Source organism: Mongoliitalea daihaiensis, assembly GCF_021596945.1.
In the GTDB taxonomy this organism is placed as follows: Bacteria; Bacteroidota; Bacteroidia; order Cytophagales; family Cyclobacteriaceae; genus Mongoliitalea; species Mongoliitalea daihaiensis.
In genome coordinates this window covers 3,405,488-3,418,245 of sequence record NZ_CP063779.1, presented here as the reverse complement: position 1 = coordinate 3,418,245, position 12,758 = coordinate 3,405,488, and the positions used below count along the sequence as shown (strand labels likewise).

The following is a 12,758-nucleotide window of genomic DNA, read 5'->3' as shown; positions in this document are numbered from 1 at the left end:
TGTTTATTTATTCTAACTTTTAGTGATATAAAAAGCAGTTGCCCGCTACATTTCATGGTAGCAGGCTTTGCACATCTTACTCAGGACTTGTCAATGCACCTTCAAAAGGCACAATAAACCCACATCTTCGAAGATTTTCTTGCGTTACATGACGGCTATTAAATGACTCCAAATACTCCTGGCACGCATTGATATCTCCAAGTCCGCATTTTCTTGCCGCTTCTCTGGAATTTACAAGGTCAGGATGGTTGCAAGGAGTCTCTTTCTCACATGCAAAAAGCCCCATACTCAGGGCCAAAACTGTCAGGCTAATGATTGATTTTCTCATATTGTTTTTAAGTTATTTATCCCAGTAATTAGCTTCACCGTTACGGTAAACTATCTTATCACCCTCCAATACCTCTACCGTTGAATAATCCCCATTGTCAGACAAAGACAAGGGCTCAGCATATTCATCCATATCGGAACGAAGGTCAACACCAAGCTTTATCTCAAGCTTATTCTCTTCATCAGCTTCTCTGGATCGGATTAGCTCCATGGCTTTCTCTTTCAGATGTTCAGGAACTTCAACCTGCTGCCATGTAATTACTTTAAAGCGTACTATCATAGTTTTCAACCAATGCCCATATTGGGCGTGGTTTTTTTCGGATTTCAAAACACTTTTTCGAGACTCGAATCTTTGAAAACGTTCGCAAATGTATAAAATCAAATTATATTTATAAACTGATTTTATATTTACGAAACACTTTTTCGAGACTAAAACACTTTTTCGAGATTAGAGAAAGGGAAAAAAGAGCACAAGCCTTACGGCTTGGCTCTTCATAACAGATGTGCCTTTGGCACGCCATATCCAAACAAATAAGCCCCCAAAAGGGGGCTATTTGTCAATTAGAACGGAGAATCTTCGCTATCCTCGAAGCCTGCTGGCACTTGCTCGGAAGCAGTAACTTCGGCTTTAGACTCAGGTGCTGCCATGCTTGGATGTTCAACGGGAGCTGTCGCGTTCTCGGTCGCATCTACATTTGTGCCTGCTGTTTCAGCAACGGCCTCAGTGATGATGGATGCAACCTTAAGGAATTTCTTAGCTTCCATCAATTTATTTATGTATCCGTCTTCGATAACGGCATTAACATAATCACCAACGCTGTGCTTAAGCTTCCAAGAACTTGGGATGCTGTAAGATGCCCATTTGTTCAAATATCGAGCAGTTCGGAAAGGAAGTAAGATGATGATACGACCGTCTTCGGTCTGTCCATCGTATTTCTTGGTTTCACCCGTTTCGTTATTGTAGAAAAGGATGTCCATGATGCCAACTACGGGCGTGACACCGTCACCGTAGATTTTAGACTTGGAGATTTTTTCAGCTCTTGCGGCATCTAATTCAGATTTGTTTGCAGTTGTTTGCATGATAGTTTTTGTTTTGGTAAGATTTATTTAATTGAAGATTTAGTGATATAAAAAAAGCCCTGCTATTTGTGCAGGGCCTTTAAGTATGCGGAGATTGAATTCAGCCTTTGGGTAAGACTGTGATTGTCCATGTGCATTGTCGTGAACAGCTCGACGTATCTACGCCCTTTGCTCTCGAACATGGAAAGAGACTCAAATGGATGAAGCTTAAACATAGATAAGTCTTCCATTGTAGTTGATTTCGAAACCACCCGCACCGCTCTCATGCCCTTGGCACGATTGCTGATGAATTTAGAATATGTCGTCATAATCTAAGCTTTAGTGATATAATTCTGCTCCATTTCAAGTTGGCCGATTTCATGCATTTCGCATTCCCTTTGGGCTTTGTTGAATGCCGTTTCTTTCCTTGCTTTCTCAGCCATTTCACCATACCAGTCGATGAAATAGAGAATGCTGTGAAAGTTTAGTGGCATACCGTTGTCAATTGCCCACTCATAGGCTTTGCCTTTGCGGATTACTTCCTCGATTTGTTGGGCATTCAGTTCAGTCCTGCCAACCTTGGCAGAAATGATGGTGAAACCACATTTCTCAAGGAAAAACATAGCCTCTAATTTGTTACTGAAGCTTTCAGAATAGACATTCCCGTCTATCTGAAAATGAATGGTGTTGTTATTCATTTGGATTTGGTTTTGGTTTATTTAGTTTTTGATAATTCTTAGTGATATAAAAAAAGCCGAGCTTTATGGGCTCGGCTTTAGAATGGTAGTCCTGTTACATCAGGGTCTCCATAATTTTGGTAAGTCTGGGTGGATCTATTGAACTCCCTCTGAAACTCGTAGTAAATACGATTTTCAGCCTGTTCAACATCCTCATAAATCACGTGATCTCCTTCACAAATCAATAAAACAGGCTTATTTGAAGTTCTTGCTTGATGCATGAACTTAGTGTAATTGTGCCTGATATCATTGTCGCAATCAATGACCGTAAAACGTTCATTGATCACCTCAGTGATTACCTCTTTGATTACGTCACCGTGACAAGCTTGTGGTTTGCAGTAGCAGACAAGATTTACTTTGCCTTTCTTGGCTTTGAGGTAAATCTCATTCATTGCAATCCTTACCTTCTCATTTCCGTTGGCAAGTTCCTGTTTAAGCCAATTGCGATATAGGGCAATAGCTTCTTCTCTTGAACCTGCCTGAAACTGAGCTTTGGTCTGGGAAATGTCTTTACTTCCAGTAAAAAGATTTCCCAACGCACTTCCCCTACCAATGTAATAATCCTCACGGGTGGGCAAGTGCTTTCGTTTATTGACAACTGTTATCATGTAAATATTTTTGATAACGGTTTTCAATAACCTGTTCAACTCTGTCATGGTAATCAAGCTCTCTATCGAATCCGCTTTCTGCGAACTCAATTTCAAGATCTTCTATGTTTTGATCATACCATTCATGAAATGTCAATGTCTCTTCCATAACTGTTTTTGGATAAATTCTTAGTGATATAAAGTCGTGCGTAAGCAATCACTTTTTACAGCACTTTTTGGGAACACTTTTGGGATGATCAGCTTGGAACAGGGAGTCGTCAGACTTCCCGTTCCAGCAGATCCGCGAATGCGCTAAGAGCAAGAACACCACCGCAGATGATGCCAAGCCAATAGAACATACCTAATCCTGCTGCTTGCCCCATTCGGGCAAACAGCAAAATTAACACAAGGGCACAAATAAGAATAAGTGCCGAATTAACAATCTTCAAGGTCTTCATATCAATGGATTGTATTTTATCAATTCAATCATCCATACGATACCTATCACAACGATGCCTGCAGCTGCTGCAAGCACCGCAATAAATCCCTTATCTTCCATCTTTTTCAGTAGCTATGGTTAGAAGAGTGATTAAAAGGGATGGCAAAGCCCAAAATATCTTACCAGGTGCTTGCAAAGCACCAGTGGTAAATACACCAAAGTCTACGAAGATTACAGCGTAGAAAAGCAAGCCTATGGAGTAGACGAAAGCGAAGCGGAACAAGAAGCTCAACGCAGATAGAATAAATGACTGTGTCATGATTAATTAAGGTTTTGGTAAAACAAAAAGCCCCTGCTTTCGCAAGGGCATAGATTAATTCTTAGTGATATAATAATCAGGAATAAAGTTCATCCATAACTTCATCCCATGCGTCGCCTATCTCTTTGGCCACAACTGATTTATCCTTTGGTGGATAAATCAAGTCGTGAATAAAAGAATAGGCTTCAGCTGCATTCATCAAATGGGTTCCATCAGCATCCTCAAGGATAATTCCTTCGAGGTTTCCTAAACCCATTGCATCCTCTAAAATGATGTCTGCTCTATCAAGCAGGTCATAATAGGAATAGGCTTCATTAGCCTTGTCGTTGAAAACGACAACAATTGTGGTATTTGCAGAATTCTTCATAGCAATAGGCAGATTTAATAAGTTTTAAGATAATTCTTAGTGATATAAAACTGCCCTAAAAGGGCAGCTCTACATCTTCCTCTTCATGAGGAAATGGGTATGAGTGATACCACACCTGAGGAGCAAGGAGGTCAATGGCCTCTTGCTTGCTATCCACGGCAGTATAAAACTCACCATCCTCATACGCGAACCAAACGAAGTCTTGGGAAATCCAAATGATTTCCATCAAGACCATAAGTTCGTCAAAGTCCTGAGGCTGAAAAAGCTCCCATTTGAAGGGAGCTTCTTCGCTGATTTCGGTAACAAGCCAGTACTTAAGCATTCTCACGCTCCTTTCTCTCTGCTCTTGCTTCCATCTCTTCACCGATAGGAAGAGAGATCATGAACAGGGTAAGTGTTATTAACAGGCCGTAGATGACATGATCACCAGCATCTCTCTTCGAGATGTCAAACAGCATGGGAACTAATGAGAAATATATTGAGCCGATGGCAGCAACAAGCACCATAAGTGCTCCAGTAAATGCAATGAGTTTCATAAGAGAATAAGTTAATAAGTAGAACAAGATTAAGAGAATGGAAACCTGCCTTAAAAAGGCAAGTCTCCATCATGGTCAATGACACATCTTGGATGCTCTTGCATCCTATGATGTACCATATCAGTCAATTCACAAGAGGTCATTAAATGACCGTAGTGATGCTTCACATAGGCAAGGTGAAATTCAAATTCACCCATGGCATCTTGGATAATATCCTGTAAGATGCCAGCCTGCCACAGCTCAAAATTCTTATCGCTGTTCTCGCAACCATAAATGGCGCAGAACTCAGCGAAAGAATTAACTTGTTCCTGATAGAACTCTTGCATCATTTGAGCATAGTACTCGTTATCATCTGGAGTATACATAGCAGTAAGCTCGGTTTACCTTGGTACCGAAAGGTTAAATGTTGGTCAATAAAAAACCCCGAACCAACACAGTTCAGGGTTATCATATCAATTCTTAGTGATATAAGAATTGACGCTTTGCGCCTGCCTCATATAAGACGCAAGCCAAGCTGGAAATTCTCGAAATTCCTGTCATGGGTGTCAAACCCATTTAGTTCACAGTATTCCTCAAATCTTTCCATCAACTCGTCATATGCGACGTTGATGTCTCTATCCTCCAAGGAACAGCACATGCCTGGACTGTCCTCTAACATTAGATCAATAAGTTCTCTGTCAGTAATCATAACTACAACATGGTTGACCTTGACACCATAAGGTTAAATTTATCAGTTCAATACTTAGTGATATAAGTATTGATAATCTGTGCCGTTTTTCTCCATATGTAGGCTGAACAAATCCTAACCCATACAAGATGTATCAGGTACAGAAAATCTCAGCCCAGACAAGAGAAAAACGTGCACAGTTGCCATCAGTATTTATCTAATGAAAATCAGTAGACGTTAACCAATAGCAGGTAATCAAATCCCTCAGGATAAAAATTGGGCCGCACGTAAGTGCCCAACCTTAATTACCCTGAGCATGATTTCGTCAGCTATTGCCTTGGTTTTGTTTCTGCCTACAATTGCAGACCCATAGCATAGCTGATGATTTCATTTCCCTGAGTCAGGGATTAGGATCAATGCTTCCATGGCAGAAACATCTTTCCCTGAGATTTAACCCTACCTAACAGAGTTTCATCTTTAGATAACTCTTCGTGATATAAGCTTTCGTAGTACAGACAAAAATGAAACGTTAGACCCTACTACGCCCTCGTAGTTTCCGAGACTTTTCCCAAGGAAACCTACGGGGGGACTTTGCATATGTGGTCTCCCAAATTTTTTACATATACAAAATTTTTTTGGTGTGGATGATTTAGGACTTCCTTCTGTTGAGACTGTGTCCGGCATACCTCGCTTATCTGCTCTGTCGTTTTTTTGCTTCGCAATGATTTTTCGCGATGCGACGATAGCTACTCCTCATTCAATCTCTCCGTTTACAGGTAAACGTCGATCTTGCCTGAGTGCGTTGGTATGGACTGCTAATGGTGTTGATGATCATGGATGGATTACAGGTTCTTGAATAAAAAAATATCTTTACCTGTTCGGGTGTTTTACAAGTGAAGAATGAGAATGTGGACTTGCTTTTACTGCAAGGACACACTTCGAGTTCCACTTGGAAATCAAAAGTAATGTTCTATAAGGATCGATTTTAGATAAGTGACTGATAAACAGAATAGATGAAAAAAAATAAGTACCCTGAGTCAAGGTACTTTCTCGATGCGTTAGTACCCTGAGTCAGGGTATCTTCTTGCTGTTCAGGGGAATGTAATGAATTGTTATGAATTATACTAATATTTTTTTATAAATCTTTATAACCTGTATTTATATTATAACCTTTGTTTATATATTTGCTTCGTAGTTCATATGAAAGGCAGAAGCAAAAAAATAACCTATGTAAGCGGAGTGAGTACCCATGATGGCATTAACTGGCCAATGCGTGAGGACATTACTGTGAGCATGAGGTATGTGATGCGCTTTGGTAGATCGCTTGCTTTAACTGCTGTATTGACAAAGACCGAGAATTTGTTCTTGATGTTTCTCACGGAGGAAATGGGTGAAGATAACCTGTTCAAGTACTCTGCTGAGCTGAGAGAAAAATTCACACTGTATATGTCTTCTGTGCTCAATAAGGAACAGCCATTTTCTGAAAGGACGATGAAGAACTGTTTGGAAAGGCTAAAGGAAGAAAAGGCTTTGATTTCTGCAGGTAAAAGAGGATGGTATTATGTCAACCCGATCTACTTTGCTAAGTGCCTTAATGAACGTGAACGCTTGATAAAAAAACTTGCTGAGAAGAAACTATTGAAAAACGACTGATGGAAAACATTGATGCTGTGCTGAGCCATTACATGGAGTTTAAACCAAAACAAGGAACAGATAAGGCAAAGCTTATCGGAGATTATTACAAGCACGAAAACCACTATGAAGATCCTTGGTTTGCAAAAATCATTTCAGAAGAATACCAAGTCAAAGATGGATGCGACATATTCCCTAACTTCAAAAAGCGTCTGGTCATTTACAGTGCAGAAGATAATCTTGAATATGATTCAAATGCTAAAAAAGCAAAGTACCCGATCCACATTGTTCCGGATTCAGCTTATGGGTACTATGGCATGAAGCTAAATATATTGGCATTCCTCACGCAGGCAAATCCTGATACCATTGAAGTTTTTTACGGAGAAAACAAAAGCCAGGCATTTAGGATCAACCTGCTTTATGCGCGCGTGATCTTGGAACATTATGTAATGCACTATGCTCAGAATGAAGAGGCAAAGGAAAAGATGAAATTCAGATATGAGCAAATGCGGATCGAAAATACGCTATGAAAAATTTAACCATCTATCAATATTGTAATAAATGCAGAACGGAACGAGTACACTATCGGGAGAATTTGACCTGTTTGACCTGTTCGACATCGGTCGTCCAGCCCCTATTGAAAAACAAGAACAAGGAAATCAAGGATTAATTGAACTCGAAACACAATCAGGCTGGGTGCATGTTGAGATTGAAAACATGGCCACCCCAAGACCACGGGCAAGGGTTATGAAGATCGGAAACAAAGTCAGCCCTCAGATTTACAATCCGACCGAATACACAAATTGGAAAAAAGCACTGGCTGAATGCCTCAAATTTTCAGGTATAAAAAAGGGATATTACAACTGTGTGGAACTGATAGTGGGTATTCCAATAAAAAAGTCTTATACCAAAAAGGAAAAAATAGCAATGCTCGATTCATTGCACGAAAAAAAACCCGACTTCGATAACTTTGTAAAAGGTGTCCTTGATGCAATATCGGATTCTGAAATCATCAGGGATGACAATGCTTTTGGTTCTGGGCTTATAGAAAAGGTTTGGATTGGAGAAAATGAAGCAGCTTTTATTTTGTTTAATTTAAAATTAAGAAATTCTCCTAAGCTGAATTTCAGAAGCTTAATTCAAAAAAGTAAGAAAATGGTTGTAAAAGAGTCTTTTAAGAGGAAATTAAAATTAAAAGGAAATGCATAAATATTCATTTCATTTATATATTTGCGCGATTTATTAAACCAAATTATAAATAATGAACATAGCTTTAGAATTTATTGAAATCGCTGTTATCTTGATATGTATCATGATTACAGGCTTTGGTGTTGCGCTCCTTGAAGGAGTTAAAAAGAATAATAAACTTTTAACCAGTCATTTATTAAAAGTTGAAAAGTATGTTAAAAATTTGGAAGAAGAACGATGTTCACTGATTGATAAATATCAGATAACATGTAATGAATCTAAAGACCTTGAAATGAAAGAGCTTCAAATTGAATTTATGATTGAAGAGCTCGAAAAGGAATTAAAGAAATACGCGTAAAAAAAGAGGCCCTGAATTCAGGGCTTTTTTTTGACTCTTAATATTCTTTTTATTTATATTTATAAATTAATTTCATAAATGAGTAAAATGGTAGAAAAAATCGACAAGGAAACATTGATTGTCAAAGTGATCAATACTTCCAAAAATCCAACACCCCAGTATAAAACAGCGGGTTCTGCAGGAATGGATCTTCACTGCATCATTGATACGGGCTTCATGATTCTTAACCCATTGGAGCGAGTAGCCTTAAAGACAGGGATTTTCCTTGAGCTTCCGGAAGGTTATGAAGCGCAGATCAGGCCTCGTTCAGGAATGGCTGTAAAGCATGGGATTACAGTCCTAAATTCTCCTGGCACAATTGATTGTGATTACAGAGGTGAACTTCATTTGCTTGTAGTAAATCTGAGTAACTCCAAAGTGGTGATCAATCATGGAGATAGGCTTGGTCAAATTGTTTTTGCCAAGTACGAAAAGGCATTCTTGGAGCATGCGGAAGGAGAATTGAGCGAAACTGAAAGAGGTGAAGGAGGCCTTGGTTCGACAGGAACAAACTAAGCTATGTTCGGAGAAAGAAAATTATCATTGATCGACAGAGTACAATTGATCGATTATTCAAGAAAGAAAAAGCTTGCTTCATTTTATGACCTGAAAGATTCTTTAAAGCAAGACATACAGGAAGCTTTTGGAATTAAAAATGAACTTGAAAGCGAAATGAAAAGCCTTGCTTCTGCTGTGGAATTGATTGATCAAAACATTTCACTCAATGAAAAGACGATTGGCGAAATTGAAAAAATCATCGGTTAAAAGAAATAAAAAGGGGAATGGGAAACCATCTGTTCCCCTTTATATGTGCCATAAGGAAACCGATATCTGTGGCACTCAATACCTTCCCGAAAACATAGACAAAAACCTTGGATGGGGTTCGGGTAAGGAAAAAAAAATTTGGATCAACGGATTAGGAACATTTTGAAAATCTATGAACAAAGTAACTAAAGAGCATATAAACTCGAAAATAAACACAGTAGAATACCGTAAGCTCACCGATAAAATCACCCATTGCATCATTACCATGAGTAACGGGTTTCAAGTAACTGGCGAGTCTGCTGTGGTTGACCCTTCTAACTTTGATGAAAAAATAGGCAGAGAAATAGCTTTTGATAATGCATTCAAAAAGCTTTGGGAGCTTGAAGGTTATTTACTACAGGAAAAACTAAAGCTTAAAAATGATTTTGAGCGAAGAAATCCAAAGCATTTAATTGATGCAGATGAGTCACTTAAATATAAGGCGATATCTGAAAAAGAGCTTAATGAACTTTCGCAGCAAGTCACAGGTCTTCCGTTAATGAAATGGGTCAACATTTCAGATTTGAAGAATGTATATCCTGTTACACCTGAAGAGGCTTTTGACAAACAAAGTGAAAAATACATTGCCGGATGTGATCCTGTAAGCTCTGAGGCTAATGTTCATATCAGCACCCAAACAAATGCAAGGCCTTTGCCTTCTGATCCGCTACTGCATGGCAATCCACATGTAGTCAATAAACAGCCTTATGGAAAGTCAGGGGTTCTGGATAATGTAAGCCTGACTACTACTCAAAGCCAGAGTGTTTTTTCATGGAATCCGCTTACGAAAGAAATGAGGAAATTTGATATGATGCTCAACGTTCGTCAACGAGAAAAAGAAAAATGGCAGGGCCATGTAGTCCAGAATAAATCTATCAGGAAAAAGCTCGATGAACTTATTCAGGAGCTAAAGGAAGCTGAAAGAAAATCACCTGAGCGTTCAACTTCAATCACGAAGCTTCAAGAAGCAGTGATGTGGCTTGGAATGGATTTGAAAGCTTTGGGTGAAGCAAATCCCTATCCTGAGAGCAAAAATCCTACAAACACAACCGTTGAGCCTACTGCTGACGGATTGAAATTATAAAAGTCAATGGCTATCATATTTGACATCAACGAAAGAGGGGAACTGATGGTAGATGCCAAGACTTTAACGGTCGAGGCATTCTACCAGCTTTACAAATCAGACAAAGCACCCAACAAGCTTAATGCGATTAAATTGCTAAAATACGTATTCTTTATGGGAGACATCACCGAGAAAAATCCCCATAGAGATATTGCGTATCATCTAAGAGAGTCCTACGCTAAAAAAGATGTATTTGGAGACGCCAATCATAAGTTCAGCAAGAAAGAACAGGAAATGATTGAGAATGCTATCCAATGGTATTACACCTTAAACCGTGACTGTGTGGACAGGCTGGCCTTAGCTGTAAACAAACAGGTAGACCAGATTACCAAGCTGCTTGAAGACTCCGAAGAAATTACGGTTAAAAATTACAGGGATCGAGTGGAACTGCTCAAAGACATCAAGAACATCCTGATATCAAAAACACAGACTGATGACTTTGTAGAAAAAACAAAAAAGAAAGCCAAGACCAAAGGCAATGCTGCGAGATCACCAATGGAGATGGGGTTAATCCTAACCCAATCCAACGATGACGAAGAGCTCGAATAAACTTATATTACCCAATCAGTTTTTTGAAGCAAGGACACCTCCAAAGGTTGACCTTTATTCCTACCAGAACCTTGAATTTTACAAGGAACATCTTTACTATGCCAAGCATGGAAGGGAAATAAACGGCTTTCGGTTTACGGGTGATTACTACTGGTACATGAATTTTTTCCCCATTAACCTTTTGGTTCTTGATAAAAATGGAAAGCCTACCGATGAAGAAAAGATTGCCTTCCCCTACCCTTGCCAGGAAGACGACTACCTGTTCAAACAATTTGAGGAAGCTAAACAGAGCGGCCTTCATATCTTTTTTATTACAGCTCGTGGATATGGAAAGACATTCGGGGTAATATCGATCCCTGCAAAAAACTATTTTCTGCATCCGCTTTCCCATAACTTTATTTCAGCTTCTATCGACCTGCACGCAAGTGCCACATTCAAAAAGCTGAAAGAATCCATCGAGGCCCTTGAAAAGCTTCACCCTACTTTACGCATGAAAAGACTCTATGATAGCGAAAACTACATGGAGTCAGGAGAAGAGATATTTACAGCTGACGGTAACAAAGAAACTATCGGGCATCGCTCTAAACTCGAAAAGATTGTCTACGACAAAGATGCAGGTAAGACCAGAGGTACACGTCCTAAGTTTCAGTTATTCGAAGAGGTCGGTGCCTGGACAGGCGCAGCAAGTCTAAAAAAGTGTTATGGGGAGTCTTTAGGTTCTTTTAAACGAGGTTCAAAAATGACTTGTCAGGTATTTTTTATCGGTACGGGAGGACAGATGGAGTCCGGAGGATCTGCTGATGCGAGGGATATGTTTAACAATCCTGATGCTTTTAATATCTATCCAGTTAAACAGTGGGGTGATAGAAAGACAGCCATATTCATTCCTGCTCATTACAAGTACGGAGGCTATTGGGAAGACAATTTCATTCCAGATAGAGAGGGCGCAAAGAAGGGACTTGAAGCAGAACGCGAACAGAAAAAAGGCGATGCGCTGACATACTATCAGTTTATTCAGGAATATCCATTTACTCCCGAAGAGGCATTCATGGTCAAGGGAGGAAACAACTTCAACACGGAAATACTTGCCCAACAGAAAATCGAGATTACCGAAAATGGAAAGAAGCTCGGTAAACTGTGTAATCTGCACTGGAAAAGACAGGACGGAAAGATTGTCGGAGTTGAAATCGAATATACAGATAAAGGGGAAATATGGCTATTGGAGGAGCCTGAACTGGACGAAAACGGAAAGGTATTCAAAAATCTTTATGTCGGTGGTTACGATGGTATTGATCTTGGAAAACAGGATACAGCTTCAGGCGAAGGTTCCAAAGGAGCATTGCTTATCAAAAAGCGTATGCATTCTGCCCAGCGCAGCAACAACCGCTATGTGGCAGTCTATACAGACAGGCCAAAGGACATTGACGACTTCTATGAGAATGCCCTGAAGCTTGTAACGCTGTTCGACTGTACCATCAACATCGAAGATACCAAGCGTAATATCGTTGCTTACTTTAAGCAGCGCAAGGCTATGCATAGGTTTATGAAACGTCCAAGGATTACACTCAGCACTGATCCATCACTGGACAAGGTTTCAACTCTTATCGGTACAACGGCAACAGCTAAAAACTTTGGCTATGGGGAACTGTACACAGCTCAGTATATCAAAGATTACGGCCATGACCTATGGTTCTTGCCCCTTATTGAACAGTTGATTGATTTCAATATGTCAGAGCGTACCAAGTTTGACCTTGTTGTGGCCATGTTCATGACTGAAATCGGTGATGATGAATTGCACGATCAGCAGGTCAAGTCTACAACGCCTCCAAAGTTTGATTTCCACAAGTATGGATACTATACAGATGTCAATGGCATTAGGCGTTACGGATTGCTTCCACAGTATCAGGACAACCCGTTTGCGAACTTTGCTGAAAGCGGAGCCTTCCCAGGTATCGTAAAAAGCAACGTATTGTATCTCGACCAAGCATGGCAAGTTCATAACCTGAAAGTATAAATATTAAATTTGG

At 39.7% G+C, this 12,758-nt stretch carries 21 protein-coding genes; 9 read left to right on the top strand and 12 right to left on the bottom strand.

Annotated features, from left to right (window positions below; translation table 11 throughout):
- Positions 1-76 precede the first annotated feature (76 nt).
- The 12 genes from IPZ59_RS14500 to IPZ59_RS14445 all read right to left on the bottom strand — a co-directional run bounded on the left by IPZ59_RS14500 (position 77) and on the right by IPZ59_RS14445 (position 5,059).
- Positions 77-328, bottom strand: a complete 252-nt coding sequence (locus IPZ59_RS14500) for a hypothetical protein (RefSeq protein ID WP_236136766.1) — start codon at positions 326-328, stop codon at positions 77-79.
- A 12-nt stretch (positions 329-340) separates the two neighbouring features.
- On the bottom strand, positions 341-607 hold the full coding sequence (locus IPZ59_RS14495) for a hypothetical protein (protein WP_236136765.1): 267 nt from the start codon (positions 605-607) through the stop codon (positions 341-343).
- Positions 608-888: 281 nt separating this feature from the next.
- Entirely contained in the window at positions 889-1,407 is a 519-nt protein-coding gene (locus IPZ59_RS14490; RefSeq protein ID WP_236136764.1) for a hypothetical protein, read from the bottom strand.
- Positions 1,408-1,718: 311 nt separating this feature from the next.
- Positions 1,719-2,084, bottom strand: coding sequence for a hypothetical protein (locus IPZ59_RS14485; protein WP_236136763.1), 366 nt, complete (start codon positions 2,082-2,084; stop codon positions 1,719-1,721).
- A 77-nt stretch (positions 2,085-2,161) separates the two neighbouring features.
- Positions 2,162-2,779 (bottom strand): DUF4326 domain-containing protein, encoded by a 618-nt coding sequence (locus tag IPZ59_RS14480; RefSeq protein ID WP_236136762.1) that lies wholly within the window; start codon positions 2,777-2,779, stop codon positions 2,162-2,164.
- A gap of 209 nt (positions 2,780-2,988) precedes the next feature.
- Positions 2,989-3,168 carry a hypothetical protein gene (locus IPZ59_RS14475; RefSeq protein ID WP_236136761.1) on the bottom strand — a complete coding sequence of 60 codons (180 nt, stop codon included), beginning with the start codon at positions 3,166-3,168 and terminating at the stop codon, positions 2,989-2,991.
- A gap of 90 nt (positions 3,169-3,258) precedes the next feature.
- Positions 3,259-3,468: a hypothetical protein gene (locus IPZ59_RS14470; protein ID WP_236136760.1), complete on the bottom strand. Its 210-nt coding sequence runs from the start codon at positions 3,466-3,468 to the stop codon at positions 3,259-3,261.
- A gap of 76 nt (positions 3,469-3,544) precedes the next feature.
- On the bottom strand, positions 3,545-3,835 hold the full coding sequence (locus IPZ59_RS14465; RefSeq protein ID WP_236136759.1) for a hypothetical protein: 291 nt from the start codon (positions 3,833-3,835) through the stop codon (positions 3,545-3,547).
- A 55-nt stretch (positions 3,836-3,890) separates the two neighbouring features.
- A complete protein-coding gene (locus IPZ59_RS14460; RefSeq protein WP_236136758.1) occupies positions 3,891-4,157 on the bottom strand; it encodes a hypothetical protein in 267 nt (88 codons plus the stop codon).
- On the bottom strand, positions 4,150-4,371 hold the full coding sequence (locus IPZ59_RS14455) for a hypothetical protein (RefSeq protein WP_236136757.1): 222 nt from the start codon (positions 4,369-4,371) through the stop codon (positions 4,150-4,152). The genes IPZ59_RS14460 and IPZ59_RS14455 overlap by 8 nt, the downstream gene beginning before the upstream one ends.
- Before the next feature lie 50 nt (positions 4,372-4,421).
- Entirely contained in the window at positions 4,422-4,736 is a 315-nt protein-coding gene (locus IPZ59_RS14450) for a hypothetical protein (RefSeq protein WP_236136756.1), read from the bottom strand.
- A 128-nt stretch (positions 4,737-4,864) separates the two neighbouring features.
- Positions 4,865-5,059, bottom strand: a complete 195-nt coding sequence (locus IPZ59_RS14445) for a hypothetical protein (RefSeq protein ID WP_236136755.1) — start codon at positions 5,057-5,059, stop codon at positions 4,865-4,867.
- A gap of 1,179 nt (positions 5,060-6,238) precedes the next feature.
- Here IPZ59_RS14445 and IPZ59_RS14440 point away from each other — a divergent pair.
- From IPZ59_RS14440 to IPZ59_RS14400, 9 genes are all read left to right on the top strand, one after another.
- Positions 6,239-6,691 carry a hypothetical protein gene (locus IPZ59_RS14440; protein WP_236136754.1) on the top strand — a complete coding sequence of 151 codons (453 nt, stop codon included), beginning with the start codon at positions 6,239-6,241 and terminating at the stop codon, positions 6,689-6,691.
- Positions 6,691-7,200, top strand: a complete 510-nt coding sequence (locus tag IPZ59_RS14435) for a hypothetical protein (RefSeq protein WP_236136753.1) — start codon at positions 6,691-6,693, stop codon at positions 7,198-7,200. The genes IPZ59_RS14440 and IPZ59_RS14435 overlap by 1 nt, the downstream gene beginning before the upstream one ends.
- Positions 7,201-7,231: 31 nt before the next feature.
- The gene (locus tag IPZ59_RS14430) at positions 7,232-7,879 is read left to right on the top strand and encodes a RusA family crossover junction endodeoxyribonuclease (RefSeq protein WP_236136752.1); all 648 of its coding nucleotides are present in this window, start codon (positions 7,232-7,234) and stop codon (positions 7,877-7,879) included.
- Positions 7,880-7,931: 52 nt separating this feature from the next.
- The gene (locus IPZ59_RS14425) at positions 7,932-8,216 is read left to right on the top strand and encodes a hypothetical protein (protein WP_236136751.1); all 285 of its coding nucleotides are present in this window, start codon (positions 7,932-7,934) and stop codon (positions 8,214-8,216) included.
- Positions 8,217-8,294: 78 nt separating this feature from the next.
- The gene (gene dut / locus IPZ59_RS14420; RefSeq protein ID WP_236136750.1) at positions 8,295-8,771 is read left to right on the top strand and encodes a dUTP diphosphatase; all 477 of its coding nucleotides are present in this window, start codon (positions 8,295-8,297) and stop codon (positions 8,769-8,771) included.
- A gap of 3 nt (positions 8,772-8,774) precedes the next feature.
- Positions 8,775-9,020, top strand: a complete 246-nt coding sequence (locus tag IPZ59_RS14415) for a hypothetical protein (protein ID WP_236136749.1) — start codon at positions 8,775-8,777, stop codon at positions 9,018-9,020.
- A gap of 172 nt (positions 9,021-9,192) precedes the next feature.
- Positions 9,193-10,143, top strand: coding sequence for a Gp49 family protein (locus IPZ59_RS14410; RefSeq protein WP_236136748.1), 951 nt, complete (start codon positions 9,193-9,195; stop codon positions 10,141-10,143).
- A gap of 6 nt (positions 10,144-10,149) precedes the next feature.
- Positions 10,150-10,731 (top strand): hypothetical protein, encoded by a 582-nt coding sequence (locus IPZ59_RS14405; RefSeq protein WP_236136747.1) that lies wholly within the window; start codon positions 10,150-10,152, stop codon positions 10,729-10,731.
- Complete coding sequence (locus IPZ59_RS14400; RefSeq protein WP_236136746.1) at positions 10,712-12,745, top strand: hypothetical protein; 2,034 nt, start codon at positions 10,712-10,714, stop codon at positions 12,743-12,745. Before IPZ59_RS14405 ends, IPZ59_RS14400 begins: the two co-directional genes overlap by 20 nt.
- Positions 12,746-12,758 lie beyond the last annotated feature (13 nt).

What these genes read in the sequence shown, in the direction of transcription:
- IPZ59_RS14500 (WP_236136766.1), bottom strand. Translation starts at nt 328, where the DNA reads ATGAGAAAATCAATCATTAGCCTGACAGTTTTGGCCCTGAGTATGGGG.
- IPZ59_RS14495 (WP_236136765.1), bottom strand. Translation starts at nt 607, where the DNA reads ATGATAGTACGCTTTAAAGTAATTACATGGCAGCAGGTTGAAGTTCCT.
- IPZ59_RS14490 (WP_236136764.1), bottom strand. Translation starts at nt 1,407, where the DNA reads ATGCAAACAACTGCAAACAAATCTGAATTAGATGCCGCAAGAGCTGAA.
- IPZ59_RS14485 (WP_236136763.1), bottom strand. Translation starts at nt 2,084, where the DNA reads ATGAATAACAACACCATTCATTTTCAGATAGACGGGAATGTCTATTCT.
- IPZ59_RS14480 (WP_236136762.1), bottom strand. Translation starts at nt 2,779, where the DNA reads ATGACAGAGTTGAACAGGTTATTGAAAACCGTTATCAAAAATATTTAC.
- IPZ59_RS14475 (WP_236136761.1), bottom strand. Translation starts at nt 3,168, where the DNA reads ATGAAGACCTTGAAGATTGTTAATTCGGCACTTATTCTTATTTGTGCC.
- IPZ59_RS14470 (WP_236136760.1), bottom strand. Translation starts at nt 3,468, where the DNA reads ATGACACAGTCATTTATTCTATCTGCGTTGAGCTTCTTGTTCCGCTTC.
- IPZ59_RS14465 (WP_236136759.1), bottom strand. Translation starts at nt 3,835, where the DNA reads ATGAAGAATTCTGCAAATACCACAATTGTTGTCGTTTTCAACGACAAG.
- IPZ59_RS14460 (WP_236136758.1), bottom strand. Translation starts at nt 4,157, where the DNA reads ATGCTTAAGTACTGGCTTGTTACCGAAATCAGCGAAGAAGCTCCCTTC.
- IPZ59_RS14455 (WP_236136757.1), bottom strand. Translation starts at nt 4,371, where the DNA reads ATGAAACTCATTGCATTTACTGGAGCACTTATGGTGCTTGTTGCTGCC.
- IPZ59_RS14450 (WP_236136756.1), bottom strand. Translation starts at nt 4,736, where the DNA reads ATGTATACTCCAGATGATAACGAGTACTATGCTCAAATGATGCAAGAG.
- IPZ59_RS14445 (WP_236136755.1), bottom strand. Translation starts at nt 5,059, where the DNA reads ATGATTACTGACAGAGAACTTATTGATCTAATGTTAGAGGACAGTCCA.
- IPZ59_RS14440 (WP_236136754.1), top strand. Translation starts at nt 6,239, where the DNA reads ATGAAAGGCAGAAGCAAAAAAATAACCTATGTAAGCGGAGTGAGTACC.
- IPZ59_RS14435 (WP_236136753.1), top strand. Translation starts at nt 6,691, where the DNA reads ATGGAAAACATTGATGCTGTGCTGAGCCATTACATGGAGTTTAAACCA.
- IPZ59_RS14430 (WP_236136752.1), top strand. Translation starts at nt 7,232, where the DNA reads ATGCAGAACGGAACGAGTACACTATCGGGAGAATTTGACCTGTTTGAC.
- IPZ59_RS14425 (WP_236136751.1), top strand. Translation starts at nt 7,932, where the DNA reads ATGAACATAGCTTTAGAATTTATTGAAATCGCTGTTATCTTGATATGT.
- dut (WP_236136750.1), top strand. Translation starts at nt 8,295, where the DNA reads ATGAGTAAAATGGTAGAAAAAATCGACAAGGAAACATTGATTGTCAAA.
- IPZ59_RS14415 (WP_236136749.1), top strand. Translation starts at nt 8,775, where the DNA reads ATGTTCGGAGAAAGAAAATTATCATTGATCGACAGAGTACAATTGATC.
- IPZ59_RS14410 (WP_236136748.1), top strand. Translation starts at nt 9,193, where the DNA reads ATGAACAAAGTAACTAAAGAGCATATAAACTCGAAAATAAACACAGTA.
- IPZ59_RS14405 (WP_236136747.1), top strand. Translation starts at nt 10,150, where the DNA reads ATGGCTATCATATTTGACATCAACGAAAGAGGGGAACTGATGGTAGAT.
- IPZ59_RS14400 (WP_236136746.1), top strand. Translation starts at nt 10,712, where the DNA reads ATGACGAAGAGCTCGAATAAACTTATATTACCCAATCAGTTTTTTGAA.